At 64.9% G+C, this 25,224-nt stretch carries 21 protein-coding genes and 1 pseudogene; 8 read left to right on the top strand and 14 right to left on the bottom strand.

Annotated elements, in window-relative coordinates:
* Positions 1-78: 78 nt before the first annotated feature.
* From ectA to O4220_RS10990, 4 genes and pseudogenes are all read left to right on the top strand, one after another.
* A pseudogene (gene ectA, locus O4220_RS11005) lies at positions 79-651 on the top strand (diaminobutyrate acetyltransferase); the annotation flags it as partial.
* A 48-nt stretch (positions 652-699) separates the two neighbouring features.
* Positions 700-1,977 carry a diaminobutyrate--2-oxoglutarate transaminase gene (gene ectB / locus O4220_RS11000; protein WP_052058464.1) on the top strand — a complete coding sequence of 426 codons (1,278 nt, stop codon included), beginning with the start codon at positions 700-702 and terminating at the stop codon, positions 1,975-1,977.
* Between the two features lie 40 nt (positions 1,978-2,017).
* On the top strand, positions 2,018-2,416 hold the full coding sequence (locus O4220_RS10995; protein ID WP_032379201.1) for an ectoine synthase: 399 nt from the start codon (positions 2,018-2,020) through the stop codon (positions 2,414-2,416).
* Between the two features lie 146 nt (positions 2,417-2,562).
* Positions 2,563-3,381: a Sir2 family NAD-dependent protein deacetylase gene (locus tag O4220_RS10990; RefSeq protein WP_269604579.1), complete on the top strand. Its 819-nt coding sequence runs from the start codon at positions 2,563-2,565 to the stop codon at positions 3,379-3,381.
* Here the strand turns inward: O4220_RS10990 and proB are convergent.
* The 12 genes from proB to O4220_RS10930 form a co-directional block, all read right to left on the bottom strand.
* Positions 3,354-4,493: a glutamate 5-kinase gene (gene proB, locus O4220_RS10985; RefSeq protein ID WP_269604063.1), complete on the bottom strand. Its 1,140-nt coding sequence runs from the start codon at positions 4,491-4,493 to the stop codon at positions 3,354-3,356. The genes O4220_RS10990 and proB overlap by 28 nt on opposite strands.
* Before the next feature lie 2 nt (positions 4,494-4,495).
* Positions 4,496-5,947, bottom strand: coding sequence for a GTPase ObgE (gene obgE, locus O4220_RS10980; RefSeq protein ID WP_269604061.1), 1,452 nt, complete (start codon positions 5,945-5,947; stop codon positions 4,496-4,498).
* 172 nt (positions 5,948-6,119) lie between these two features.
* Positions 6,120-6,383 carry a 50S ribosomal protein L27 gene (gene rpmA / locus O4220_RS10975; protein ID WP_032379202.1) on the bottom strand — a complete coding sequence of 88 codons (264 nt, stop codon included), beginning with the start codon at positions 6,381-6,383 and terminating at the stop codon, positions 6,120-6,122.
* Positions 6,384-6,442: 59 nt separating this feature from the next.
* Complete coding sequence (rplU, locus tag O4220_RS10970) at positions 6,443-6,754, bottom strand: 50S ribosomal protein L21 (RefSeq protein WP_032394581.1); 312 nt, start codon at positions 6,752-6,754, stop codon at positions 6,443-6,445.
* A gap of 235 nt (positions 6,755-6,989) precedes the next feature.
* A complete protein-coding gene (locus tag O4220_RS10965; RefSeq protein ID WP_269604059.1) occupies positions 6,990-10,448 on the bottom strand; it encodes a translation initiation factor IF-2 N-terminal domain-containing protein in 3,459 nt (1,152 codons plus the stop codon).
* A 502-nt stretch (positions 10,449-10,950) separates the two neighbouring features.
* On the bottom strand, positions 10,951-11,364 hold the full coding sequence (gene ndk / locus O4220_RS10960) for a nucleoside-diphosphate kinase (protein WP_057479881.1): 414 nt from the start codon (positions 11,362-11,364) through the stop codon (positions 10,951-10,953).
* Between the two features lie 67 nt (positions 11,365-11,431).
* The gene (locus tag O4220_RS10955; RefSeq protein ID WP_269604055.1) at positions 11,432-11,821 is read right to left on the bottom strand and encodes a DUF4233 domain-containing protein; all 390 of its coding nucleotides are present in this window, start codon (positions 11,819-11,821) and stop codon (positions 11,432-11,434) included.
* Entirely contained in the window at positions 11,818-13,248 is a 1,431-nt protein-coding gene (gene folC, locus O4220_RS10950) for a bifunctional tetrahydrofolate synthase/dihydrofolate synthase (protein ID WP_269604053.1), read from the bottom strand. The genes O4220_RS10955 and folC overlap by 4 nt, the downstream gene beginning before the upstream one ends.
* Entirely contained in the window at positions 13,249-15,918 is a 2,670-nt protein-coding gene (locus tag O4220_RS10945) for a valine--tRNA ligase (protein WP_269604051.1), read from the bottom strand. It abuts the gene before it with no gap.
* A gap of 9 nt (positions 15,919-15,927) precedes the next feature.
* A complete protein-coding gene (locus tag O4220_RS10940; RefSeq protein ID WP_269604049.1) occupies positions 15,928-17,919 on the bottom strand; it encodes an alpha/beta fold hydrolase in 1,992 nt (663 codons plus the stop codon).
* 25 nt (positions 17,920-17,944) lie between these two features.
* Positions 17,945-18,727, bottom strand: coding sequence for a SigB/SigF/SigG family RNA polymerase sigma factor (locus O4220_RS10935; RefSeq protein WP_032379207.1), 783 nt, complete (start codon positions 18,725-18,727; stop codon positions 17,945-17,947).
* Entirely contained in the window at positions 18,727-19,158 is a 432-nt protein-coding gene (locus O4220_RS10930) for an ATP-binding protein (protein ID WP_269604045.1), read from the bottom strand. Before O4220_RS10930 ends, O4220_RS10935 begins: the two co-directional genes overlap by 1 nt.
* Positions 19,159-19,305: 147 nt before the next feature.
* On the opposite strand from O4220_RS10930, the gene malQ reads away from it, so the two are divergent.
* Together malQ and fdhD are read left to right on the top strand one after the other, a co-directional pair.
* Positions 19,306-21,492 (top strand): 4-alpha-glucanotransferase, encoded by a 2,187-nt coding sequence (gene malQ / locus O4220_RS10925; RefSeq protein WP_269604577.1) that lies wholly within the window; start codon positions 19,306-19,308, stop codon positions 21,490-21,492.
* Positions 21,493-21,552: 60 nt separating this feature from the next.
* Complete coding sequence (fdhD, locus tag O4220_RS10920; RefSeq protein ID WP_269604043.1) at positions 21,553-22,398, top strand: formate dehydrogenase accessory sulfurtransferase FdhD; 846 nt, start codon at positions 21,553-21,555, stop codon at positions 22,396-22,398.
* Here the strand turns inward: fdhD and O4220_RS10915 are convergent.
* Positions 22,375-23,022 carry a CoA transferase subunit B gene (locus O4220_RS10915; RefSeq protein WP_269604041.1) on the bottom strand — a complete coding sequence of 216 codons (648 nt, stop codon included), beginning with the start codon at positions 23,020-23,022 and terminating at the stop codon, positions 22,375-22,377. The two genes, fdhD and O4220_RS10915, sit on opposite strands and share 24 nt — an antisense overlap.
* Positions 23,019-23,768 (bottom strand): CoA transferase subunit A, encoded by a 750-nt coding sequence (locus tag O4220_RS10910; RefSeq protein ID WP_196249160.1) that lies wholly within the window; start codon positions 23,766-23,768, stop codon positions 23,019-23,021. Before O4220_RS10910 ends, O4220_RS10915 begins: the two co-directional genes overlap by 4 nt.
* A 108-nt stretch (positions 23,769-23,876) precedes the next feature.
* On the opposite strand from O4220_RS10910, the gene pcaH reads away from it, so the two are divergent.
* Positions 23,877-24,593, top strand: coding sequence for a protocatechuate 3,4-dioxygenase subunit beta (pcaH, locus tag O4220_RS10905; protein WP_269604037.1), 717 nt, complete (start codon positions 23,877-23,879; stop codon positions 24,591-24,593).
* Positions 24,586-25,224: a protocatechuate 3,4-dioxygenase subunit alpha gene (gene pcaG, locus O4220_RS10900; protein ID WP_269604035.1), complete on the top strand. Its 639-nt coding sequence runs from the start codon at positions 24,586-24,588 to the stop codon at positions 25,222-25,224. Before pcaH ends, pcaG begins: the two co-directional genes overlap by 8 nt.

The following is a 25,224-nucleotide window of genomic DNA, read 5'->3' as shown; positions in this document are numbered from 1 at the left end:
ACCGCGCATTTCTGGGTAACGCCTGCCGGGCGCCGATCGTGTGAGCACCATCACATTCGGCGGTTAACCTGGGGAAGCATGTCCGTTTCCGGGGTCGATTTCCCGGCGCAGTCGATAAGCCTGGGCAACGTTGTTACGTTTGTATTTCCTATGAAGCCCGCATTGCTGAGAGGTACCCCGCTCACTGCGCCGGACGCAGTGAAGTTTCGTAAGCCACAGATCTCCGACGGAGTCCGGCTCTGGGAGATCGCAAGAGATTCGCGAGTTCTGGATCTCAATTCCAGCTACTCGTACGTGTTGTGGTGCCGTGACTTCGCGGCCACCACCGTCGTATCCGATATCGACGGCCGCGCAGTCGGTTTCGTCACCGGATACATCCGCCAGGACGCCCCGCGCACACTGTTCGTGTGGCAGGTCGCCGTGGATGCGGACCAGCGTGGCAAGGGACTTGCCGGTCGCATGCTGATGGAGCTGCTCGACCGCCTCGAACCACAGGGCATCACGCATCTGGAAACGACGATCAGCCCGGACAACGAAGCGTCCATCGCAACCTTCACGAGCCTCGCACGCAAGCGAGGCACCGACATCGTGAGGTCGGATTTGTTCGCGCCCAACGATTTCCCTGATAGCCACGAAGCCGAGGAGCTCTACACAGTAGGCCCCGACGCATCGCGGAATTACGAAAGGAACAAGCAGAACATGACCGAAAAGAACACCGTTACAACAGAGAAGCCCGACGTATTCGAGACCGTCGAGTCCGGCGTGCGCAGCTACAGTCGCCAGTGGCCCGCCGTGTTCACCACCGCGAAGAACTCGGTCATCACCGACGAGAACGGTAACGACTACCTCGATTTCTTCGGTGGCGCAGGCGCACTCAACTACGGCCACAACAACGACATGATCAAGAGCGCGTTGGTGGACTACATCACCAGCGATGGCATCACCCACGGACTCGACATGTCCACCGTCGCCAAGCGTGAGTTCCTCGAGTCGTTCAAGAAGAACATTCTCGACCCCCGCGGCTTGGACTACAAGGTTCAGTTCCCCGGCCCGACGGGCACCAACACCGTCGAGGCGGCCCTCAAGCTCGCTCGTAAGGTCACCGGGCGCGAGGCGATCATCAACTTCACCAACGCATTCCACGGCATGACACTCGGCGCGTTGTCGGTCACCGGCAACTCGATGAAGCGAGCTGGCGCCGGAATTCCGTTGGTGCACACCACTCCGATGCCGTACGACAACTACTTCGGCGGCGTCACCGAGGACTTCCAGTGGTTCGAGCGCGTTCTGGACGACTCGGGCAGCGGGTTCAACCGCCCGGCTGCAGTGATCGTGGAGACAATCCAGGGCGAGGGCGGCATCAACGTAGCGCGCCCCGAATGGTTGCGCGCACTTGCAGAGCTGTGCTCACGCCGCGAGATCCTGCTGATCGTCGACGACGTGCAGATGGGCTGCGGACGCACCGGCCAGTTCTTCTCGTTCGAGGAAGCCGGCATCACCCCGGACATCGTCACCCTGTCGAAGTCCATCGGCGGCTACGGCATGCCGCTGGCGCTCACGCTGTTCAAGCCCGAGCTGGACGTCTGGGCACCGGGTGAGCACAACGGCACCTTCCGCGGCTTCAACCCGTCGTTCGTCACGGCGAAGGCGGCTATCGACCACTACTGGTCCGACGACAAGTTCGAGAAGGAGACCCTCGCCAAGGGCGAGCACATCCAGGATCGGTTCATCAAGCTGTGCGCCAAGTTCGACGGCATCTCGACCCGCGGTCGCGGCATGGTCCAGGCCTTGGTGTTCGACGACGCCGAGTTGGCCGGCAAGGTGTCTCAGCTCTGCTACGACGAGCGTCTGCTCGTCGAGACCGCAGGCCCCAAGGACGAGGTCGTCAAGCTTCTTCCCCCGTTGACCACGACGATCGACGAGCTCGACCGCGGCCTGGACATCATCGAAAGTGCAGTGGCGAAGGTCCTCTCCTAGAGACCCGTTCACACACACCGATATCGAAGGAGGACATCGTATGATCGTTCGCACCACACAGGAGATCACCGGCACCGACCGTGACATCTCGAGTGAAGACGGCAACTGGCGCAGCAAGAGAATCATTCTCGGCGGCGACAAGGTCGGATTCTCGTTCCACGAGACCACGATCCAAGCCGGCACGGTGAACAACTTCCACTACGCCAACCACGTCGAGGCCGTCTGGCTGATCGAAGGCGAGGGAACGCTCACCGACCGCGAGACCGGAGAGACCTACGAGCTGGGTGCGGGATCGATGTACCTGCTCAACGGACACGAGCGCCACACGGTCGAGCCGCGTACCCAGATGCGCATGCTGTGTGTGTTCAATCCTCCCGTCGTCGGCAACGAAACTCACGACGAGAACGGCGTGTACCCCCTCGTCGAGGTACCCGCGTAGCACTTTCTCGTACATCCGGCCCGCACCGACGCTCACGCGTCCGTGCGGGCCGTCTGCGTCGGTAGCCCGTACCCCGATCGGTCGCTACCCTGGACGAAGTGAATGCACCCACCGCGTCCGCGACTACGTACGGGCAACTCACCTCGATGCTCGACGGTCGGACGATCACCGTCGTCAGTGGTGCAGGCATGTCCACCGACTCGGGTATTCCGGATTATCGCGGCCCGCAGTCGCCGCCCCGTAACCCGATGACGTTTCAGCAGTTCATCGGCGACGCCGAGTTTCGTCGTCACTACTGGGCCCGCAACCACGTCGGTTGGCGACACATGGACGCGGCGATGCCCAACGACGGACACCGAGCGCTCGCCAGGCTCGAACGTGCCGGGGTCGTCACCGGAGTCATCACCCAGAACGTCGACATGTTGCACACCAAGGCGGGTAGCCGAAACGTCATCGACTTGCACGGGGTCTACGCCCGGGTCCGCTGTCTGAACTGCGAGCGGTTGATCTCGCGGTTCGAGTTGGCCCGGAGACTCGATCGCGCCAATCCCGGTTTCCTCGAATCCGTTGCACCCGCCGAGGGCGTCGAGATCGCTCCCGACGCCGACGCCATCATCTCTTCGACCGCGCATTTCCGGATGGTCGACTGCGAATCATGTTCCGGCATACTCAAACCCGACATCGTTTACTTCGGTGAGAGCGTGCCCAAACCGCGCGTCGCAGAGGCCTACGACCTCGTCGACCGAAGTGACGCGCTACTGGTGCTCGGCTCCTCGCTGACCGTCATGTCCGGCCTACGTTTCGTCCGGCACGCGTCCAAGACCGGAAAGCCGATCGTCATCGTCAATCGCGGGACCACTCGCGGCGACGAATTCGCCTCTCTCACAGTGCATGCGGGTTGCTCCGAGACCGCGACAGCGCTGGCCGACACACTCGATCAGGCAGGAACCAGATCGTCGGCGTGAACCACCGGCCGCTGTAGCTCCGCGGCCAACTCCCCCGTCGACCGGCCGAGCATTCCGGCCAGTTCTCCCGAGTCGTATGCGACGACCCCGCGGGCCACCAGTGCGCCGTCCGGGTCCATCAGCGAGACCACGTCTCCACCGTGAAAAGCTCCCGTCACCGACGTGACGCCGGCGGACAGCAAAGACCTCCGACGCTCCACGACCGCTCGCACGGCTCCTGCGTCCAGGTGCAGTTCGCCCGCTGCATCGGCGGCATGCCGCACCCAGAACTTGCGAGCGGACAACCGCGTCGGCCGAGCTGCGAATGCGGTACCCACCTCGGACGTCGTCAGGGCCTGGGCAGCGTCCGACGCCGCAGCCAACAGCACGGGCACACCTGCGTCGGCCGCCAGGCGGGCAGCGGACAGCTTGGAGGCCATTCCGCCGGTCCCGAGCGCTCCCCCGGACCCTGCGACGACTCCGTCGAGATCCTCTGGGCTCGAGACGTCCGGGATCAGCGTGGCGGAACCCTTACGGGGATCGCCGTCGTACAACCCGTCGACATCCGAGAGCAGGAACAGTGCGTCCGCACCGACGAGATGTGCCACCAGAGCTGCGAGGCGATCGTTGTCACCGAAGCGAATCTCCGCGGTGGCGACGGTGTCGTTCTCGTTGACGATGGCGACCGCACCGAGCGAGCGCAGTCGATCCAACGTGCGCTGCGCATTGCGGTGATTGGTTCGACGCGCTATGTCCTCGGCTGTCAGCAGCACCTGCCCCACCGTGCGTCCATACCGATGGAACGACGAACTCCAGGCGTTGACCAGAGCAAGCTGTCCTACGCTCGCCGCGGCCTGTTTCGTTGCGAGATCGCGCGGGCGTCTGGTGAGGCCGAGCGGTGCCATGCCTGCACCGATCGCACCCGACGAGACGACTACCACGTCGGTGCCGCTACGCATCCGCGACTCGATCGCATCGGCAAGCAGTTCGAGTCGGCCCAGATCGAGACCGGTGTCGAGACTGGTGAGCGCCGAGGATCCGATCTTGACCACGATGCGCTTGGCGTCGGCAATCGTGCGACGGGTATCGGTGAGAGCCGTTACGGGCGAATCGGATTCACGCACCGACACCACGTCTACTCCTGTTCGGTATCGAGCCCGCGACGTACCTGGCGGGCATGCTTACGTTCGGATGCGCCGATGCGCTCGACCTGATCGAGCCGAGCATCGGTGCCGCGGCCGGTCATGGTGATCTCGACACCGGCCGGTGTCTGCGGCTCCCAGTCGAACGAGACTTCGCCGATGGTGACCGAGGCACCCGGTTGGGCACCGGCCTTGATCAACGCGTCCTCGACGCCGAGGCGTGCGAGCCGGTCCGCGAGGTAGCCGACGGCCTCGTCATTGGTGAACTGCGTCTGGCGAACCCACCGCTCGGGGCGCGTACCCCGAACGATGAAGCCGTCCGGGATGTCCGGATCCTTGACGACCTTGAAGCTGTCGTCGTTTCGAGCGACCGGACGCAGCACCTGACGCCGCGGCTCCGGAGCCGGGTGGGCGGTGCGGTAGTCCTCGACGAGCTTCGCCAACGCGAACGTCAGTGGCTTGAGGCCGGCGCGCGTCACTGCGGAGATGGTGAACACCGGCCAACCGCGGGACTCGAACTCGGCGGTCACCATCTCGGCGAGCTCGGCACCCTCGGGAATGTCCGCCTTGTTCAGTACGACGATGCGTGGTCGATCGGCAAGGTCGCCGAGGCTCGCATCGCCGGAGAGAGCCGGCTTGTATGCCGCCAACTCGGCTTCGAGCGCGTCGACGTCGGAGATCGGATCGCGGCCCGGATCCAGTGTCGCGCAATCGACTACGTGTGCGAGCACAGCGCAACGCTCGAGGTGCCGCAGGAAGTCGAGCCCGAGACCGCGGCCCTGACTCGCTCCGGGGATCAATCCGGGGACGTCGGCGACGGTGAACGTGGTGTCTCCGCTGGAGACAACTCCGAGATTCGGTACCAGTGTGGTGAAGGGGTAGTCGGCGATCTTCGGCTTCGCTGCGGAGAGCACCGAGACCAGCGACGACTTGCCGGCCGACGGGAAACCGACGAGACCGACATCGGCGACGGACTTCAGCTCGAGGACAAGCTCGCGCTCGATGCCCTCTTCGCCGAGGAGCGCGAAACCTGGTGCCCGGCGAGCCTTGGACGCGAGTGCAGCGTTGCCCAGGCCACCACGCCCGCCCGGTGCCGCGTCGAAACGTGTTCCCTCACCGATCATGTCGGCGAGGACGTCGCCCTTCTTGTCGAGAACGACGGTGCCGTCGGGGACCTTGAGAATCAGGTCCTCTCCGTTGGCACCTTCCCGGTTGCCACCCATGCCCTGAGTTCCGTTGCCCGCCTTGGCGTGGCTGGAGAAGTGGAAGTCGAGCAGAGTGTGGACATTGCTGTCGACGACGAAGATGACACCGCCACCCTGCCCGCCGTTTCCACCGTCCGGGCCACCGAGAGGCTTGAACTTTTCGCGGTGAACCGAAGAGCAGCCGTTGCCACCTTTGCCGGCGCTGACGTGCAGCACCACGCGGTCGATGAATCGTGACATAGCTGTCTTCGATCCTTTCTGAGAAAAAGCGGGAGAAAAAAAGCGATAGGGGCGGACCGGTCTCGTGACCCTGGTCCGCCCCTATCGGGAGCTGTGAACGTACGCCGTGAATGTCCGATCGAGCAGTTGTTGCTCGGGTCGATCATCTACGAGCGCGAGCGCTGCAGAAGGACTAGGCCTCTACAGCGACCGGAACGATGTTCACGGTCTTGCGTCCGCGCTTGGCACCGAATTCGACTGCGCCGGGAGCGAGTGCGAACAGGGTGTCGTCGCCGCCACGGCCGACGTTGACGCCGGGGTGGAAGTGCGTGCCGCGCTGGCGGACCAGGATCTCGCCTGCGCCTACGGTCTGGCCGCCGAAGCGCTTGACGCCGAGGCGCTGTGCATTCGAGTCGCGACCGTTACGGGAGCTTGATGCACCCTTCTTATGTGCCATGTTGCATACCCTCCTCGGGGTGAATCAGCTGAAAAGAACTCGGGTCCGGTGAGACCTGGTTACTTGATGCCGGTGACCTTGAGGACAGTCAGCTTCTGCCTGTGTCCCTGACGCTTGTGGTATCCGGTCTTGTTCTTGAACTTGTGGATGCGGATCTTCGGGCCCTTGGTGTGCTCGACGATCTCACCGGCGACCGAGATCTTCGCCAGCTTGTCTGCATCTGTGGTCAGGTCGGATCCGTCTACGACGAGGACCGGAGCAAGCGAGACAGCAGTGCCGGGCGCTCCCTCGATCTTCTCGACCTTGACGAGGTCACCAACAGCGACCTTGTACTGCTTTCCGCCGGTCTTGACGATCGCGTACGTTGCCATCGGAGGGCTACCCCTTGCTTCTTCGAACTTGCTCGCGCTGCGCATGGCAACACGACTGGTCTGGTGTCACGTGTTTGCTTGCTCCCAAACGGCCGGTAGCGATGTTCTCCATCACGACCGACCCGAGAACCGTTGTTACCTGCAGGACCACTACGGCACAGCAGAACGGTGTCACCGGGAGCGACTTATCAAGGTTACGGCAGAGAGACGGCCAGGGTCAAACTGCCCTGTCCTGCTAGGCGTCGATGTCCACCGGGGGACCTGCAGGCCGCGCCGCTGCGCGCCGCCTGCGAGGACGTGCCGTCGGCACCTCCACCGGCTCGAGCGGCTGCTCGGCCGCCGATGTCAGTGGTTCCGACACCTCGGCTTCGGTGGCCTCTGCCCCACCGGCAGGGGCGGCGTCGCCCGAAACCGGCACCACGAGAACCACACCGGCGTCCGGTGCTGCACTGGTCGGAGCGGCCGCCTTTCGCGCAACCCGGCGTCCACGCCGGGCCTTCGGTGCTACCGGCTCGACCTCGACGGGCGACTCGGCAGCAGGCCGGTCGGCCTCCGACTCGGTGGTCTCGGTAGCAAGAACGGCGTTCGACTCCGCATCGGCGACCGACGCGGCGGCAACGTCGACATCGTCGGCAGAGACAACCGTCACGACGGCACCTGCATCCGGAGTCTCACTCGCAGGCGATGTCTCGACATCGGCGGGGCTGACGTCGGCCACCACGTCGTCGTGGTGCGCCGCCATTGCCAGAGCGACAGGGTGCGCCCGCTTGATCGACGGGTCGACAACGGGATGATCGGCCCCGTCCGCAGCTCCCGCCTGGGAGCTCGAGGTGGTGCGCTCGTTGCCGTCGTTCCCGTCGGTCTTGTTGTCCTTGCCTCGTCGCCGCCTGCTGCTCGTGCCCGAGTTGCTCGAGCTGCTCGACTCCGAGCGCGACGAATTGGAGCGGCCGTCGTTGTCCGGCTTGGCGTCGATGGGGAACGGATGCACGATGATGCCGCGTCCCTGGCAGTGCTCGCAGGTCGTGGAGAACGCCTCGACGAGCCCGGTACCGAGCTTCTTTCGAGTCATCTGCACCAACCCGAGCGAGGTCACCTCGGAGACCTGGTGACGCGTGCGGTCGCGACCCAGCGCCTCGGTCAGTCGGCGCAGCACCAGATCACGGTTGGATTCGAGCACCATGTCGATGAAGTCGACCACGATCATGCCGCCGATGTCGCGCAGACGCATCTGACGGACGACTTCCTCGGCCGCCTCGATGTTGTTGCGAGTGACCGTCTCTTCGAGGTTGCCGCCCGAACCGGTGAACTTGCCGGTGTTGACGTCGACGACGGTCATCGCCTCGGTGCGATCGATCACCAGGGTGCCGCCGGAAGGCAGCCAGACCTTACGGTCGAGCGCTTTGGCCAGCTGCTCGTCGATACGATGCGCGGCGAAGACGTCGACAGAACTGCCGTCGGCCTCGTAGCGCTGCAGCCGATCCACCATGTCCGGTGCGACGGTCTCGACGTAGTTCGACGTAGTCGTCCACGCCTTGTCGCCCTCGATCACGAGCTTCGAGAAGTCCTCGTTGAACAGATCACGAATGACCTTGACGAGCATGTCGGGCTCTTCGTAAAGGGTCTGCGGCTGCACACCCTTTCCGGTCTCGGCATTCGCCGAGCGCTCCTCGATGCTCGCCCACTGCGCCTGCAGTCGCGTCACATCGCGGGCGAGCTCTTCCTCGCTGACGCCCTCGGCCGCGGTGCGGATGATGACGCCCGCCTCGGGAGGAACGATGTCTCGGAGAATGTCCTTCAGACGCTTGCGCTCGGTATCGGGCAGCTTGCGACTGATGCCGGTGGAGCTACCACCGGGCACGTAGACGAGAAAGCGTCCTGCAAGCGAAAGCTGGGTCGTCAGGCGAGCACCCTTGTGCCCCACGGGATCCTTGCTCACCTGTACGAGTACCTGATCGCCCGGCTTGAGAGCCTGCTCGATCTTCCGCGAGTTGCCACCCAGGCCTGCGGCATCCCAGTTGACCTCACCGGCATACAGCACACCGTTGCGGCCACGGCCGATGTCGATGAATGCGGCTTCCATGCTCGGCAACACGTTCTGGACGCGCCCGAGATAGACATTTCCGACCATGGACGCGGTGGCGCTGCTGGTGACGAAGTGCTCCACGAGCACGCCGTCTTCGAGCACGGCAACCTGTGTGGTCAACGGGTGCTCAGGAGTGGCCTTCTCACGCACGACCATGACCCGGTCCACGGACTCACGTCGCGCCAGGAACTCGGACTCGGTCAGAATCGGCGGTCGACGACGACCTGCGTCGCGGCCGTCGCGCCGTCGCTGACGCTTGGCTTCGAGTCGTGTCGAACCGGTGATCCCCTGGACCTCGTCCCTGGGGGCGCGGTTCTTGTTCCGCGGCTCCCGCTCGTGCACGACCGTGTTCGGCGGGTCGTCCTCGGACGCTGCAGCCTCGGCCGCTACCTCGGCTCCGGTCTTACGACGGCGACGACGACGGCGGCGGCGGCTGGAGCCGTCTCCCTCCGAACCACCGTTGTCGGTGTCGTCGTAGTTGTCTTGGGCATCCGAATCCGATTCGTCGTCCTTGTCCTCGGCCGAGGCGTCCGCTGTGCGGGTGTCGTCCGAGGAATCGTTCGAGTCGGAGTTCTGCCGATCCGAGGAACGGTTGCGGGTCCGCGACCGACGCGAACGCCTGCCCGAGCCCGACTGCTGATCGTCACCGGCGGAGGACTCGTCCGAGTCGGTGTCGGTCCCGTCGGACGACTCTGCGTCGGCAGAATCGGCGCTGTCGGTGTCGGTGTCACCCGTGGAATCGTCGTCCGAATTCTCGTCGGTCGAGTTCTCGTCGGAGGACTGTTCCCCGCGACCACGCCCGCGGCCGCGACGCCCTCGCCTGCGGCGTCGTGGCTGGGACTGATCGTCGTCGCCGTCTTCATCGGTGGAGCCGTCGGACGCAGTCGACTCGTCGACCGCGGGTACGACGGACTCGGTCTCGTCGGACCGAGGTGCGACGGTCTCGGTCGTGGCTGTGGTCTCGACCGTGGCTGTGGTCTCGGTACTGTCGGCGTTCGCGGCCTCGTCCTTCGGCGCTGCCTTGCGACTGCGGCGACGGCGGGCCGGGGGCTCTGCCGGTGACTCCGCGGACTCCGGTGCTGCAGCATCCACGGCGGCCGGCTGCAGGAAGAGTGGAGTGGCAAACGTCGTTGCCGTGGTCTGGTCGGTCGTTACCGCGGGCTGGGTAGCCTCGGGTTCTGCCGTGCCTGCGCTGGTGAACAGCTGCGGCTCGGACCACGAGGACTCGGCATGCGGCACGTCCGCAGACGGCACATCGACAGAGGGCACATCGGCCGGAGCGCTCGGCTCGGACCGTTCGGCGGGCGAATCGACCACCGGTGCGGCGGGCGCGTTCACCGAGTCGCGGACGGACTCCGCAACGTCGCGGCTCAAGCTCGACTGGGCGCTGCGCGCTTCGATTCCGAGTTCACCCAGTGTGACGAGCAGCTGTTTGCTCGTGACGCCGAGAATCTTGGCCAGGGCGTGTACGCGCAGCCTGGTGGGCAGCTCGATGGTGTCGGGTTGCGCCTGGGACACCGCACCTGTTTCCACAGGGGGCACCGCATCGTCGCGCTCCGGACCTCCCACGTTCTCGTTCTGTACATCTTCGGGCGGGCTTTGATCGGCCACGTAGTCTCCTCGGGCCCCCGGGCGCGTTCATCCGATGTCGGGTGTGACGCGGCCACGCGAGGGCCATCCTTGTGTACTCACGTCGGGTTGGACGTCAGCTGTTCTGTCTCGCTCCGCACTCGAACCGATGACCACTTCGGAGTTCTCGGTGGTCGTCGACTGTGTGTGCAGTGCCTGGCTGGATGGTGGTGTCCCGGCGATCCGAGCGCCTGATCATCAAGCAAGAACGCGAACGAGCCTGTCTCTCGTTCGAGCATCTGCGATGACGGGCAGCGGATAGACGACAGTCATCCGATCGAATCCACGACACCGGTCTAGCGAACTTCGGTGAAGCCTTGACTTCGGTGGAGCGTGAAACCTGTACGTACTCGTGCAGTGGAGTCGATCTCCGTCGAGTATCCCACACGCGATGATGCGTACTCGCCACGCCGCACCGATCGGTACCGAGCGGATGCGGCGTGGCTGCGCGCGAACGTGACTGTGCTGGCGAAAAGTGGAACCGTCAGACCAGGCCGGGGAACCAGAGTGCGATCTCGCGCTCGGCCGACTCCACGGAATCCGACCCGTGCACCAGGTTCTGCTGACCGTCGAGGGCGAGGTCACCGCGGATGGTGCCGGGGACCGCCTTGGCCACAGGGTCGGTGCCACCGGCGATCTGCCGGAAGGCGGCGATGGCACGGGGGCCTTCGAGAACTGCGGCCACGACCGGTCCGGACGTGATGAACTCGAGAAGGTCGGGGAAGAACGGCTTGCTCTCGTGCTCCGCGTAGTGAGCCGAGGCCAGTTCACGGGAGACGGTCTTGAGCTCGAGTGCGACGATGCTCAGACCCTTCTTCTCCACGCGGCCGAGGATCTCTCCTACGTAACGCCGGGCAACTCCGTCGGGCTTGATCAGTACAAGGGTGCGGTCGGTCACGTCGACGACAGTAGTGGACCCCATCGCAGCTTCGCGCGCCGCATCGCCCGAACAGGCGCGATCCCGGTCAGTCCCGCTGCCCCGGCAGCATTCCGCGCCGGATCCGTTCGGTGATGTCCCGGCGCAGGTAGAGCAGATACAGCCAGACCGCGATGAAGATCAGGCCGACCGCACCGATCGAGAGGTGAAATACGGCCCCGGCCAGCACGAACAGCTGGAGAATCAGATTCAGCTTCATCGCCCACGGCTCCCCCTGCTTGCCGGCAGCGAGAATCATCACGACGGCCAGCGCCACGATGTACGTCGTCGAGAACCAGGTCGCACCGCCGCCGAGGGTCGCCACCACCGGCAACGCCAGCAGTGTCACGATGGCTTCGAGGACGAGGGTTCCCGCCACGACGCCGCGGAAGCCCTTCCACGGGTCGTTCGTGGGTGGTCCGAACTCTGGCTCGCTCACGCGGGGTCCTTTCCGAACAGAGTGCGAGCTGCGCCGACGGTCACCACGGATCCGGTGACGACGACTCCGGCACCGGAGACTGCTTCTCCCGGCTCGGCGACTTCCTCGGCCAGGCCGATGGCTGTCTCGAGGGCATCGGGCAGGGTAGACGCCACCACGACGCGTTCGTCGCCGAACTTGGCCACGGCGATGTCGGCCAATGCGTCCACATCCATCGCCCGCGCCGACCCGTTGTGGGTGACGACGATGTCGTCGAAGACCGGCTCCAGTTCGTCGAGAATGGCTCCGACGTCTTTGTCGGCCATGACGCTGACGACGCCGACCAATTTGCGGAAATCGAACTCGTCGTTGAGGGCGGCGGCGAGGGCTGCGGCTCCGTGCGGATTGTGTGCGGCGTCCAGGAACACAGTGGGGGCATTGCGGACCCGCTCGAGTCTCCCAGGATTGACGATCGTCGCGAATGCGGCGCGGACGGTGTCCTGATCGAGCTGACGATCCGGGCCGGCACCGAAGAACGCCTCGACCGCCGCCAGCGCGAGAGACGCATTGTGAGCCTGATGTTCGCCGTGCAACGGAAGAAAGATGTCGGTGTAGACCCCGCCGAGTCCCTGCAGTTCCAGTTGCTGACCGCCCACCGCAATCTGTCTGCCGAGCACGGTGAATTCCGATCCCGCCCGCGCCACCGCAGCGTCTGCCTGCACCGCCGCCCGCAGCAGAACATCCGATACCTCGGGCTTCTGCTGCGCCAGGATCGCTACGGTGTCCCGCGGCACGAGCGATTCCGGTGCCTTCTTGATGATCCCCGCCTTCTCCCCCGCGATCGTCGCGAGATCGTCGCCGAGAAATTCGACGTGATCGAGACCGATCGGGGTGATCACAGCGACTTCACCCTCGACGACGTTGGTGGCGTCCCAGCGTCCGCCGAGACCGACCTCGATGACGGCAACCTCCACCGGAGCCTCGGCGAACGCTGCGAACGCCATTGCCGTGACCACCTCGAACTTGCTCATCCGCGGTCCGCCCGCGGCCTCGGACTGCGCGTCGATCATCTCGACGAACGGTGCGATCTCGTTGTAGGTGTCGACGTAGAGCCGCGGAGAGATGGGCCGCCCGTCGACGCTGATCCGCTCGGTCGCCATCTGCAGGTGCGGGCTGGTGGTGCGGCCCGTGCGTCGGTGGAAGGCAGTGAGCAGCGCATCGATCATGCGCGTGACCGAGGTCTTGCCGTTGGTGCCGGCCACATGAATCGACGGGTACGCCTTCTGCGGCGAACCGAGCAGGTCCATCAGCGCCGAGATTCGATCCGTCGACGGCTCGATCTTCGTTTCTCCCCAACGCTTGTCGAGCTCGGCCTCGACCAGCGCCAGCTCGGCGAGATCGACCGGACTCGGCGGCGGCGTCGGCAGTGCGTCGTCGGGCTCGGTCACTTAGTTCCCCATCGATTCGATGCGCGCGGTGATCCGGGCGATTTCTTCCTGCGCGATGGACTGTCGCGTTCTGATCTTGTCCACCACAGCATCCGGGGCCTTCGCAAGGAACGCCTCGTTACCGAGCTTGCCGGTGGTCTGCGCCAACTCCTTCTCGGCGGCGGCGAGATCCTTGACGAGTCGAGCGCGTTCGGCGACCAGGTCGACGGTGCCCGAGGTGTCCAGTTCGACGACCACAGTCGCTTTGCTCAGTCGCACCTCCACCGACGCCGTGGCCGCGAAGTCCTCGGCCGGTTCGGTCAGTCGGGCCAGCGCGGTGACCGCCGAAATCTGCCCGTCCAGATCCGCCTCGGATACGCCGACGATGCGGGCCGCGACCTTCTGCGAGGGCTTGAGCCCCTGATCGCTGCGGAACCGGCGGACTTCGGTGATCAGTCGCTGCATGTCTACGATCCGTTGTGCCGCAACGTGATCGAGAGAATCCGCGGCAGGGGCGGGCCACTCCGCGATCACCAGGGACTCGCCGCCGGTGAGCACCTTCCACAGCGTCTCGGTGACGAACGGAATGACCGGATGCAGCAGGCGCAGCAACGCGTCGAGCACGTTTCCGAGCACTCCGCGCGTAGTGGCGGCGATGGATTCGTCGGCGAACTGGACCTTGGCGATCTCGAGGTACCAATCGCAGACCTCGTCCCAGGCGAAGTGGTAGAGCGCCTCGCAGGCCTTGCTGAACTCGTAGCGATCGAAGGCCGAATCCACTTCTGCACGAACCTGTTCGAGCCTGTCCAGGATCCACCGGTCGGCGTCGGTCAGCTGGGCTCGCGGGGGTAGGTCTGCCGGTGCCGCACCGTTCATCAGGGCGAACTTGGTGGCGTTGAACAGCTTGTTCGCGAAGTTGCGCGAGGACTGCGCGTGGTCCTCACCGACCGACATGTCCGCGCCCGGGTTGGCACCGCGAGCGAGCGTGAAGCGCAGCGCATCCGCACCGAACCGGTCGACCCAATCGAGCGGATCGATTCCATTGCCACGCGACTTGGACATCTTCTTGCCGTACTGGTCGCGAATCAATCCGTGCAGGAAGACATCTCGGAACGGAACCTGCGGCCCTTGCTTGCCCGCGGTAATCGCGTCGTCGGCTCCGACGTAGGTGCCGAACATCATCATGCGGGCGACCCAGAAGAAGAGGATGTCGTACCCGGTGACGAGAACGCCGGTGGGATAGAACTTCTCGAGATCAGCAGTGGCTTCCGGCCACCCCATCGTCGAGAAAGGCCAGAGGCCGGACGAGAACCAGGTGTCGAGGACGTCTGGATCCTGCTCCCAGCCCTCGGGTGCGCTCTCTCCCGGTCCGAGGCAAACGGTCTCGCCGTCGGGTCCGTACCAGATCGGAATCCGATGTCCCCACCACAACTGGCGCGAGATGCACCAATCGTGCATGTTGTCGACCCAGGCGAACCAGCGTGGTTCCTGACTCTTGGGGTGAATGACGGTATCGCCGTTGCGCACTGCGTCACCGGCGGCTTTCGCGAGGCCGTCGACCTTGACCCACCACTGCAGGGACAGCCGCGGTTCGATGGGCTCGCCGCTGCGCTCGGAGTGTCCGACGCTGTGCAGGTAGGGACGCTTCTCGGCGACCACGCGGCCCTGTTCGGCCAGAGCTTCACGGACCTTGACGCGCGCCTCGAAGCGGTCCATGCCGTCGAATTGTGTTCCGGTGTCCGTGATTCGGCCAGCCTTGTCCATGATCGACGGCATCGGCAGCGAGTGCCGCACACCCATCTCGAAGTCGTTGGGGTCGTGTGCCGGGGTGATCTTCACTGCGCCCGTGCCGAATTCGGGATCGACGTAGTCGTCGGCGATGATCGGGATCTGCCGACCGGTGAACGGGTGCTCGAGGGTGGTGCCGACCAGAGCCTTGTATCTCTCGTCGTCGGGGTGCACCGCCACTGCGGTGTCGCCGAGCATCGTTTCCACTCGCGTGGTCGCGACGATCACGTGCGGCTCGGAATCGTCGAGGGAGCCGTAACGGAGCGAGACGAGTTCGCCCTCGACATCCTCGAACTTGACCTCGATGTCGGAAATGGCGGTCTGCAGCACCGGGGACCAGTTGACGAGCCGCTCCGCGCGATAGATCAAGCCGTCGTCGAACATTCGCTTGAACATGGTCTGCACGGCCTCGGACAGACCGTCGTCCATGGTGAACCGCTCGCGGCTCCAATCGACACCGTCGCCGATGCGTCGCATCTGCCCGCCGATGGTCCCGCCGGATTCGCGCTTCCAGTCCCAGACCTTGTCGATGAACAGCTCGCGGCCGAACTCTTCCTTGGTCTTGCCGTCTGCGGCGAGCTGCTTTTCCACCACGGTCTGCGTGGCGATGCCCGCGTGGTCCATGCCCGGTAGCCACAGCACCTCGTACCCGAGCATCCGCTTGCGGCGGCTCAGCGCGTCCATCAGTGTGTGATCCAGAGCATGCCCCATGTGCAGGCTGCCGGTGACGTTCGGCGGAGGCAGCACGATGGAGTACGGCGGCTTGCCGCTGGTGGCGTCGGCCTCGAAGTACCCGGCGTCGACCCAGGAACGGTACAGCTCGGCCTCTACCTCGCTCGGGTCCCAGTTCTTGGGCAAGCGGTCTGCTGGATTGTCGGGTGTCTCTGGCACGGAACTGGTCACGCGGCGATTCTAGTGGCCGAGGATTCGCGGCATCGACGCGCTCTCGCCCAGCACGTGCTGCGCCAGAAAAGCCAGCACGACCTCGTACCAGACCTTCGCGTGCTGAGGACTCAGGATCCAGTGGTTCTCGGCGGGGAAGTAGAGGAATCGATGCTCGGTGTTGCCCTCGTCGTCGGCCGGCAGACCCGACTCGCTGAGCAGCTCGTACCACAGCCGCAGGCCCTCGCCGATCGGCACGCGATAGTCCTTGTCGCCGTGGATCACCAGCATCGGCGTTGCTATGTCCGCCACGAACAGGTGTGGGGAATTCTCCACGGCCATCTCAGGAGACATCTCCCGCGCCCAGTACCACGGCGCGTCCGTCGTCGGTCCGAACTGATCGAGAGCCCACAGACTCGCATGGGTGACCACGGCGTCGAACCGATCGGTGTGGCCCGCGATCCAGTTGGCCATGTACCCGCCGAAGGACCCGCCCATGGCTGCGGTGCGGGTGTCGTCGATATCGGGCCGTGCGGCGGCAACGTCGGTCAGCGCCATCAGGTCGGTGAACGGGGCTTTGCCCCACGCGCCCCAACCTCGCTGCACGAACTCTTGGCCGTAACCGGTGGACAGCGCCGGATCGGGCAGCAACACCGCGTACCCGCGGGCGACCATCAGCCACGGATTCCAGCGCCACGACCACGTGTTCCACGAACTCAGCGGGCCACCGTGCACCCACAGCAGCAACGGAGCGGGCTCGAGCTCGGATGCCCCGGCCGGCAGTGCCAGCCAACCGCGTACCCGGGCACCGTCGGCAACGATCGTGTCGATCTCGGTGAGAGTTCCGGGCAACGGGCTGTGGTCGACACCGGTGTCGAGGGCAGTGACGGTGCCGTCGGACAGGTCGATCGACACCGGATGCGGCGCAGCCAGATACGAGGCGGCCAGCGCCAGCACCCGGGTGCCGTCCGAGGACACGTGCACATGTGTGTATGCGTCGTTCGTCTGGGTGAGCCGACGCGGTTCCGCGCCGTCGCGGACGACGAAGATCGGCGACCGGCCGTCGTCGTCTGCGGTCACCAACAATCCCGAGCCGTCCGGGAGCCACACCGGGTCGCTCGGCCACCGATCCCAACCCGGCGCGAGATCGGAGACCGTAGAGCCACCGAAGTCGTACCGCTGCAGAGTCATTCGCGGCGCGTTCTCGGGGGTGGAGATCGACTCACGCACGAACACCACCGACCCGCAGTCGGGTGAAATCGCCGGGGCTCCCAGATCTGCATCGGCATCGTCGACGATGGTGGTCCGCTCCCCCGTCTCGATCTCGATCCGCACCAGCACTGTCCGCACGGTCCCCAGCGAGCCGGGAACAATCCAGGTGGACACGACGAACGATCCGTCGGCGCTGACATCGAACGTTGCTTCGTGCAGCCCTGTGCGCGCATCCGGGGTGAGATCACGCAGTCCTGTCGAACCGTCCGCAGATCCTACGAACAGGTGTGGCGTCGCCGGACCCAGATCGTGATCCCAGTAACGCACCGGAACCCCGGTATGCAGAATCGCATTCACCTTGTTGGCCGTGCGCTCGGTACGCAGAGCGTCGTCGTCCTCCTCGGTACTCGACGAGCCGAACACCGGCGAGAACCCCACGAGTCCGTATCCGGAACGGGCAGTTCGGATGTCGCTCAGACCGGCGGATCGCGTCTCGAGCAGTCGGGCTTCGCCGCCCGCGGCAGGCAGAACCCACAGCCTGGCCGGATCGTCCTTGTTCGATCGGCGCGAGAACAACAGATCGCCGGAGGCGGTGAACACCGGCGCACTCTCACCCCACTCGCCGTGGGTGATGCGCCGGGCAGGTGACCCGCCGTCGACGTCGAGCTCCCACAACGACGTTCGATACTCGGTCCGCGAATCATCGAGTGCAGCAATGGCAATCACCGCTCGCGAAAAGTCGGCGGATACGGCCACATCGGTCACCCGCCGGGCTCCGATGTACTCGTCGACGTCGTCGTAGATGCTCATGCACCGAGCCTAGCCACAGGCAGGCTCAGTCCTCGCCGAGATCCTCTCGAAGCTGAGCAAGAGTACGAGCCAGGATTCGCGAGACGTGCATCTGCGAAATCCCCACCTTCTCCGCGATCTGCGTCTGAGTCATCGACCCGAAGAATCGGAGCACGACGATTCGACGCTCTCGCTCCGGGAGCTTCTCGAGCGCGGGCCGCACGGCGAGGTAGCTCTCCATCTTCTCGAGTTCGGGATCATCGGCACCGAGGGTGTCCATCAGTGGCAGCCGATCCTCGCTGACCACCGAGTCGACCGACACGGTTTGGTACGCGCTGCGCGCAAGCAGCGCCTGTGACGCTTCCTTGACATCGATTCCGAGTTCGACGGCGATCTCGCTGGCTGTGGGAGCTCGACCCAACTTCTGCGACAGCGAGCCCACCGCCTGAGAGATCATCGAGTTCAGTTCCTTCATGCGCCGCGGCACCCGGACCGACCATCCCGCGTCGCGGAAGTAGCGGCGAGCTTCGCCCATGATCGTGGGCACGGCGAAGGAGACGAAGTCCGATCCGCGCTCGATGTCGAATCTGTCGACTGCGTTCACCAAGCCGAGACGGGAGACTTGCAGCAAGTCCTCGTGGGCTTCTCCACGACCGCCGAAGCGTCGTGCGATGTGTTCGGCGAGCGGGAGGCAACGGGTGATGATGCGATCGCGCAGCACTCGACGCTGCGGTGAATTCTCGTCGAGCGCCTGCATCTGCTGAATCAGAGCGACAACGTCGCTGTAGTCGTCGGACTCTCGCCGCGTGCTTCGTTCGTGCACCGGCACTAGATCGTGCTCCTCCGCTTGACCACGTCGATGGCAACCGTGCGAACCGCATCGCTGTCGCCTGCGTCATGTGCGCGCAGGTCGATGGAGTCGGTGAGGGTTTGCAGAACGTGCCAGCCGAAGCTGTCCTTCTTCGGCACGGACGTGGCAGCCAACGTGGACGTGACGACGATCCGAATTCCGGAGTCACTCACCGAGAACAGGCACGAGAGCTCCGAGTCCGCCACCGAGCCCTTGATCAGTTGCGAACACACTTCGTCGACGACCAATTTGACGTCGGCGATGTCGTCGAGCGTGAAGTCGCTCAGAACCACGAGGGTTTCTGCCACGGCGCGTACCACCGGAAGCTGGTCGGCCTCGGCGCGCACCCTCAGCTCGACCGGTGCACCGGAACCTCGCTCCAGTTCTTCGATCTTGCTGACCCCAGCCATCCGCACTTCCCATCGTCGCCGCGCACTGAATTACCGTTTGCCGAGCAAGACTACCCAGCCGACCACGTTTCAATCCTCACAGTTCGGGAAACGGGTCGTCCGGCACCGCAGCTGGACGAACGATCGATGAACGACCCGGTGGCCCGGATGACGCACGGGCGGCGAACTGGCACGATCGACACCGTGGATCACTCGCAGGCACTTCGCACTCTCGCCCGACGTCTCGGCACTTCGACCTCGTATCGGGGCTGGGACGACACCGAACACGAAGTGAGCGACGACACCCTGCAACAGGTGCTCACCGCACGTGGCTACGCCACCGAGTCGCCCGAGGACGTCGACCGAGCACTGGCCGATATCGAGAACGCGCCGTGGCGGCGGCTGTTACCACCGGTGGTTGTGGCCACGCAGGGCACCGATGCCGTGGTGTGGGTGCATGTGCCGCACGGCAATCCGGTGGAGGTCTCGATGGTCTCCGAGGACGGTGAATCGATCGACGTCCCCCAGGCCGACGTCTGGGTCGATCCACGGGAGATCGACGGCCACCTGATCGGACGCGCCACCTTCGTCGTTCCCGGCAACGCCCCGCTCGGGTGGCACAGTCTGACCGCGACGACGATCAGCGAGGACAACACGGTCCGAACATCGGAAGCGGTCGTGGTGGTCACACCGAAGTCGTTGTCACCCAACGCGGAACTGGCGGATCGACAGCGGACGGGATTGCTCACCCAGCTCTACTCGGTGCGATCGAGGCGATCGTGGGGAATCGGTGATCTGGGAGATCTCGAGGACATGGCCGACATCGCCGGCCGCGAGCACGGATTCGACTACCTTCTCGTCAATCCACTGCACGCAGACCGACCGACCACCCCGGTCGAGGCATCCCCATACCTGCCGACCACGCGTCGATTCTTCAACTCGCTCTACATTCGAGTCGAGAACATTCGCGAGACCGCACAACTCTCGCCGAAACAGTTCGGCAAGGTCCAGGACGCTGCGAGACGGTTCGAGAAGGCGAACACACGAACCAAGAAGCTGGACCGGGATCGGACGTTCACGGCGAAACTTCGTGCGCTGGAACGCGTTCACAAGGTCGAACGCAGCCCGGCTCGCGAATCCGCGTACCGCGCATTCGTCGAGCGTGAGGGCTCCGGGCTACGCGACTTCGCGGTATGGAGTGCGCTTGCGGAGAAATTCGGCCCTCGGGATCCGGTCTGGACCGATCGGGCGGCGCATCCGCGAACCGACTTCGTCCGAGAGCAGCGCGCGAAGTTGGCCGATCGCATCGACTTCCACATGTGGTTGCAGTGGATCTGCGACGAGCAACTCGCCGACGCGCAACGCGGTGCGCTCGACGCGGGGATGGACATCGGCATCATGCACGACCTCGCGGTCGGCGTGGCCCGGGGCGGAGCCGACGCGTGGGCGCTCGGCGACGTGCTCGCCTCGGGCGTCACGGTGGGCGCGCCGCCGGACAATTTCAACCAGCAGGGCCAGAACTGGAATCAGCCACCGTGGGATCCCGACCGCCTCCGAGAGATGGCGTACATCCCGTACCGAGACATGCTGCGCACGATCCTTCGTCACGCCGGCGGCATCCGCGTCGACCACATTCTGGGCCTCTTCCGTCTGTGGTGGATTCCGCAGGAGGCCGAGAATGCCGGCGGCGGAACGTATGTCGAGTACGACCACGAAGCACTGATCGGCATCCTGGCACTGGAGGCCGAGCGTGCGGGCGCGGTGGTGGTCGGTGAGGATCTCGGTGTCTTCGAACCGATGGTGCAGGAGTACCTCACCGAACGCGGCATTTTCGGCACCTCGATCCTGTGGTTCGAAGCCGACGAATCCGGGCCGATCCCGCCCGAGGAGTACCGCAGTCTCTGCCTGACTTCGGTGACCACGCACGATCTACCCCCGACAGCCGGGTATCTCCGGGGTGAGCACATCGACCTGCGTTCACGTCTCGGCCTGCTCGAACGCGACATCGACGCCGAGAAGGAGGTCGATGCACGCAAGCGCGAGGCCGTTCTCGACCTGGCTCGCGAACGCGGGTTGCTCGACACCGATACCGCAGCCGACGATCATCGGACGGTGGAAGCTCTGCATCGTCTCGTCCAGCGGAGCCCGTCGCTGCTGATCGGTGTCGCTCTCGTGGACGCGGTGGGAGAACACCGCATCCAGAACCAGCCAGGAACCGACGAAACCCAGTACGAGAACTGGAAGGTTCCGTTGGCCGACGCAGACGGTAGGCGTGTGCTGGTCGAGGATCTCGTCGACCATCCCCGGATGGTGTCGTTGGCGGCGGCTATGGCCACCGAGTCGACGGACCGATGAGACCGAGGTCCACAATCGAAGAATGAACTACCGTATTCGCCACGAAGACAGCCGGTACTGATGGGCCGCATCACTGCTCGTAGACCGGTGGTCCGTCTCCGGGGTGGGCACCGCGTCGAACGCCCGGACACCCTGGTGGTGGAAGAGCCGCTCGAATTGCGGGTCGACGGCAAGGCATTGGCCGTGACCATGCGCACGCCAGGACACGATGTGGAGCTGGCCCACGGCTTCCTGCTGACCGAAGGCGTGATCGCCTCGGGAGCCGACATCGCTGCAGCTCGTTACTGCGACGGGGTCGACGACGACGGCGCGAACACGTACAACGTCCTGGACCTCACGCTGGCCCAGGGCGTCGCTCCCCCGGAGACGGGCGTCGAACGGAACTTCTACACGACGTCGTCGTGCGGGGTGTGCGGTAAGGGATCCTTGGATGCAATTCGACTGCGCACCAAGCACTCCCCCGCAGCCGACACGGTCGTCGTCACCTCGGAGACCCTCGCTGGGTTGCCGGACACACTGCGCGCTGCGCAGAAAGTCTTCGATGCGACCGGCGGTCTGCACGCCGCGGCACTGTTCACCGCCGACGGCGAGATGCTGGTGTTGCGCGAGGACGTCGGACGCCACAATGCCGTCGACAAGGTTGTCGGCTGGGCCGTGACCAACGATCGAATTCCGTTGCGCGGCATGGTGCTGATGGTCAGTGGCCGCGCCTCGTTCGAGCTGGCACAGAAGGCCGTGATGGCAGGCATACCGATCCTTGCGGCAGTCTCGGCACCGTCGTCCCTGGCGGTGGATCTCGCGACCGAGTCGGGTCTGACGGTCATCGGGTTCCTCCGCGGTCGGTCGATGAACCTCTACTCATGCACCGACCGCGTACTGGTGTCAGGCGATAGCGTCGACCAGTAGTTCGGCTGCGGTCGCGTTCACGACATCGTTCACGGACACACCCGGTGCGGTCTCGACGAGACGGAGACCGTTCTCGGTGACGTCGAGCACGGCCATGTCGGAGATGATCCTGTGCACGCAGCCCTTGCCGGTCAACGGCAGGGTGCACTGTTCGAGAATCTTCGGCTCACCCTTGCGCGAGACGTGCTCCATCATCACGATCACGCGCCGCGCTCCGTGCACCAGATCCATCGCGCCGCCCATGCCCTTGACCATGTGCCCGGGGATCATCCAGTTCGCCAGATCACCGGTGGCACTGACCTGCATCGCACCCAGCACTGCGACGTCGACCTGGCCGCCACGGATCATTCCGAACGACTGCGCGGAGTCGAAGTAGGAGGCACCAGGGAGGACGGTGATGGTTTCCTTGCCTGCATTGATGACCTCGGGATCGAGTTCTTCCTCGGTGGGGTACGGGCCGACTCCGAGGACTCCGTTCTCGGAGTGCAGGATCACCGAGATGTCGGTGGCGATGTAGTTGGGCACGAGCGTGGGCATGCCGATGCCGAGGTTGACGTACTGGCCGTCACCGAGTTCCCGTGCCACCCGAGCGGCCATCTGTTCGCGGGTCATCTTCTCGCTCATGCTCGTACCGTCCTCTGCTCGATGCCGACCTGGACCGGTCCGACGTGGACCACCCGCTGCACGTGGATGCCCGGCGTGTGCACCTCGTCCGGCCCGATCTCGCCGGGCTCCACCAGATGTTCGACCTGTGCGATTGTGATCCGCCCCGACTCTGCCGCAGGCGGATTGAAGTTTCGGGCACTGGCGTGGAACACCAGGTTCCCGTGTCGATCGCCCTTCCACGCGTGCACGAGCGCGTAGTCGGCGACGATCCCGCGCTCGAGTACGTAGGTCAGGCCGTCGAATTCGCGTGTCTCTTTCGGCGGACTTGCCAGAGCGATTCCTCCGCTACCGTCGTAGCGCAACGGGAGTCCGCCGTCCGCAACCTGCGTCCCGACGCCTGCTGGGGTGAAGAAGGCAGGGATTCCGGCGCCACCGGCGCGCAGACGTTCGGCAAGAGTGCCCTGGGGGGTGAGTTCGACTTCGAGTTCGCCGGACAGGTACTGCCTCGCGAACTCTTTGTTGGACCCGACGTAGGAGCTGATCGTTCTACGAATGCGGTGCTGCGCCAGCAGAACTCCCAAACCGAATCCGTCGGTTCCACAGTTGTTGCTGATGGTCTCGAGGTCGGTGGCACCCTGCGCGAGTACTGCGTCGATCAGGATTTCGGGCACTCCGACCAGTCCGAATCCGCCCACGGCGAGCGAGGATCCGTCCGGGATGTCCGATACGGCTTCGGTGGCGCTGGCCACGACTTTGTCCAACATGCGATCCACGTTACCCGAACTCGTACGTGATGTGAACACCTTGCCACCATGCGAACAGCGCCGTAGGGTGGCCAGTGCGTAGATCACCACGATCGTGAGGAACCTTCGATGCTTCATCTCCCGCCCGAGTATCGGGATCAAGCGGGCGTCAACGCCCCGCGAGACTTCGCCGAGTACCGCACCACGACTCTGCGGCACCCAGCTCAGCCTTTGACGCTGCTCCCCCAGCGACTCACCGAGATCACCGGACCGGTACTGGGAGAAGGACGGGTCACCGCAGCCGATGCCGATCTGACTCTGGCGAACGGCGGTGAAGCACAGGGTCAGCGCATCATCGTGCACGGCCGGGTACTCGACAGCGACGGCAAGGCAATTCCGAACACGCTCGTCGAGGTGTGGCAGGCCAACGCGGGCGGCCGATACCGGCACTCAGGTGATCGTTGGCCGGCACCACTGGATCCGCATTTCGACGGAGTCGGCCGAGTGCTCACCGATCAGCAGGGTCGCTACCGATTCACCACGATCAAGCCGGGCGCTTACCCCTGGGGCAATCATCACAATGCGTGGCGTCCCGCCCATATCCACTTCTCGTTGTTCGGCCAGGCGTTCACCCAACGGTTGGTGACCCAGATGTACTTCCCGGACGACCCGATGTTCTTCCAGGATCCGATCTACAACGCCGCACCCGACGACGCTCGCGCTCGCATGATCAGCACGTTCGATTACGAGGCAACGCAGGAGAACTGGGCCCTCGGCTTCCGGTTCGACATCGTGCTGCGCGGCCGGGACGCCACCCCCTTCGAGGAAGACGACCACGATGAGTGACCCAGAATTCGCGCCGCGCTACCCCGTGGTCATCGGAGCCGATTTCACCACCGCCTCCTTCGGACAGACCCCGTCGCAGACGGTGGGCCCGTACGTCCACATCGGACTGCTGTGGCCCGACGGTGAGGATGTGGTGCCGCCGGGCACGGACGGTGCCGTCACGGTGACGTTCACTGTGATCGACGGCTCGCGAACCCCCATGTCCGACGCCATGATCGAGACCTGGCAAGCCGATGCCGACGGCCGGTTCGATCATCCCGACGACCCGCGGGGCGCGGTTGCGCCGCGCACCGAGGGCTTTCGCGGATTCGGGCGCGCGTTCGCCGACGAGACCGGGACGATGTCCATCACGACGATCAAGCCGGGACCGTTACCCGCCGAGAACAACGCCGTCGAGGCTCCGCACATCGACGTCGGCCTCTTCGCCCGCGGGATGCTCGAGCGAGTCGTGACGCGGGTGTACTTTCCCGACGAGGCCGAGGCCAACGCCGTCGATCCGGTGTTGTCCGCCTTGCCCGAGCACAAGCGTGCCAGACTCGTTGCACAGTCGGTCGACGGCGGCTATCACCTCGATATCGTGCTGCAGAACACCGACCCGGACGGCGACGAGACCCCGTTCTTCGAACTGTGA

Source organism: Rhodococcus ruber (assembly GCF_027270735.1).
Lineage (GTDB): Bacteria > Actinomycetota > Actinomycetes > Mycobacteriales > Mycobacteriaceae > Rhodococcoides > Rhodococcoides rubrum_A.
This window is presented reverse-complemented; position numbering and strand designations above follow the sequence as displayed.

Coding starts and splice junctions, on each gene's coding strand:
- ectB (WP_052058464.1), top strand. CDS start 700: ATGACCGAAAAGAACACCGTTACAACAGAGAAGCCCGACGTATTCGAG.
- O4220_RS10995 (WP_032379201.1), top strand. CDS start 2,018: ATGATCGTTCGCACCACACAGGAGATCACCGGCACCGACCGTGACATC.
- O4220_RS10990 (WP_269604579.1), top strand. CDS start 2,563: ATGCTCGACGGTCGGACGATCACCGTCGTCAGTGGTGCAGGCATGTCC.
- obgE (WP_269604061.1), bottom strand. CDS start 5,947: ATGTCACGATTCATCGACCGCGTGGTGCTGCACGTCAGCGCCGGCAAA.
- rpmA (WP_032379202.1), bottom strand. CDS start 6,383: ATGGCACATAAGAAGGGTGCATCAAGCTCCCGTAACGGTCGCGACTCG.
- rplU (WP_032394581.1), bottom strand. CDS start 6,754: ATGGCAACGTACGCGATCGTCAAGACCGGCGGAAAGCAGTACAAGGTC.
- O4220_RS10940 (WP_269604049.1), bottom strand. CDS start 17,919: ATGAGCATCTACGACGACGTCGACGAGTACATCGGAGCCCGGCGGGTG.
- O4220_RS10930 (WP_269604045.1), bottom strand. CDS start 19,158: ATGGCTGGGGTCAGCAAGATCGAAGAACTGGAGCGAGGTTCCGGTGCA.
- malQ (WP_269604577.1), top strand. CDS start 19,306: ATGACGCACGGGCGGCGAACTGGCACGATCGACACCGTGGATCACTCG.
- fdhD (WP_269604043.1), top strand. CDS start 21,553: ATGGGCCGCATCACTGCTCGTAGACCGGTGGTCCGTCTCCGGGGTGGG.
- O4220_RS10915 (WP_269604041.1), bottom strand. CDS start 23,022: ATGAGCGAGAAGATGACCCGCGAACAGATGGCCGCTCGGGTGGCACGG.
- O4220_RS10910 (WP_196249160.1), bottom strand. CDS start 23,768: ATGTTGGACAAAGTCGTGGCCAGCGCCACCGAAGCCGTATCGGACATC.
- pcaH (WP_269604037.1), top strand. CDS start 23,877: ATGCTTCATCTCCCGCCCGAGTATCGGGATCAAGCGGGCGTCAACGCC.
- pcaG (WP_269604035.1), top strand. CDS start 24,586: ATGAGTGACCCAGAATTCGCGCCGCGCTACCCCGTGGTCATCGGAGCC.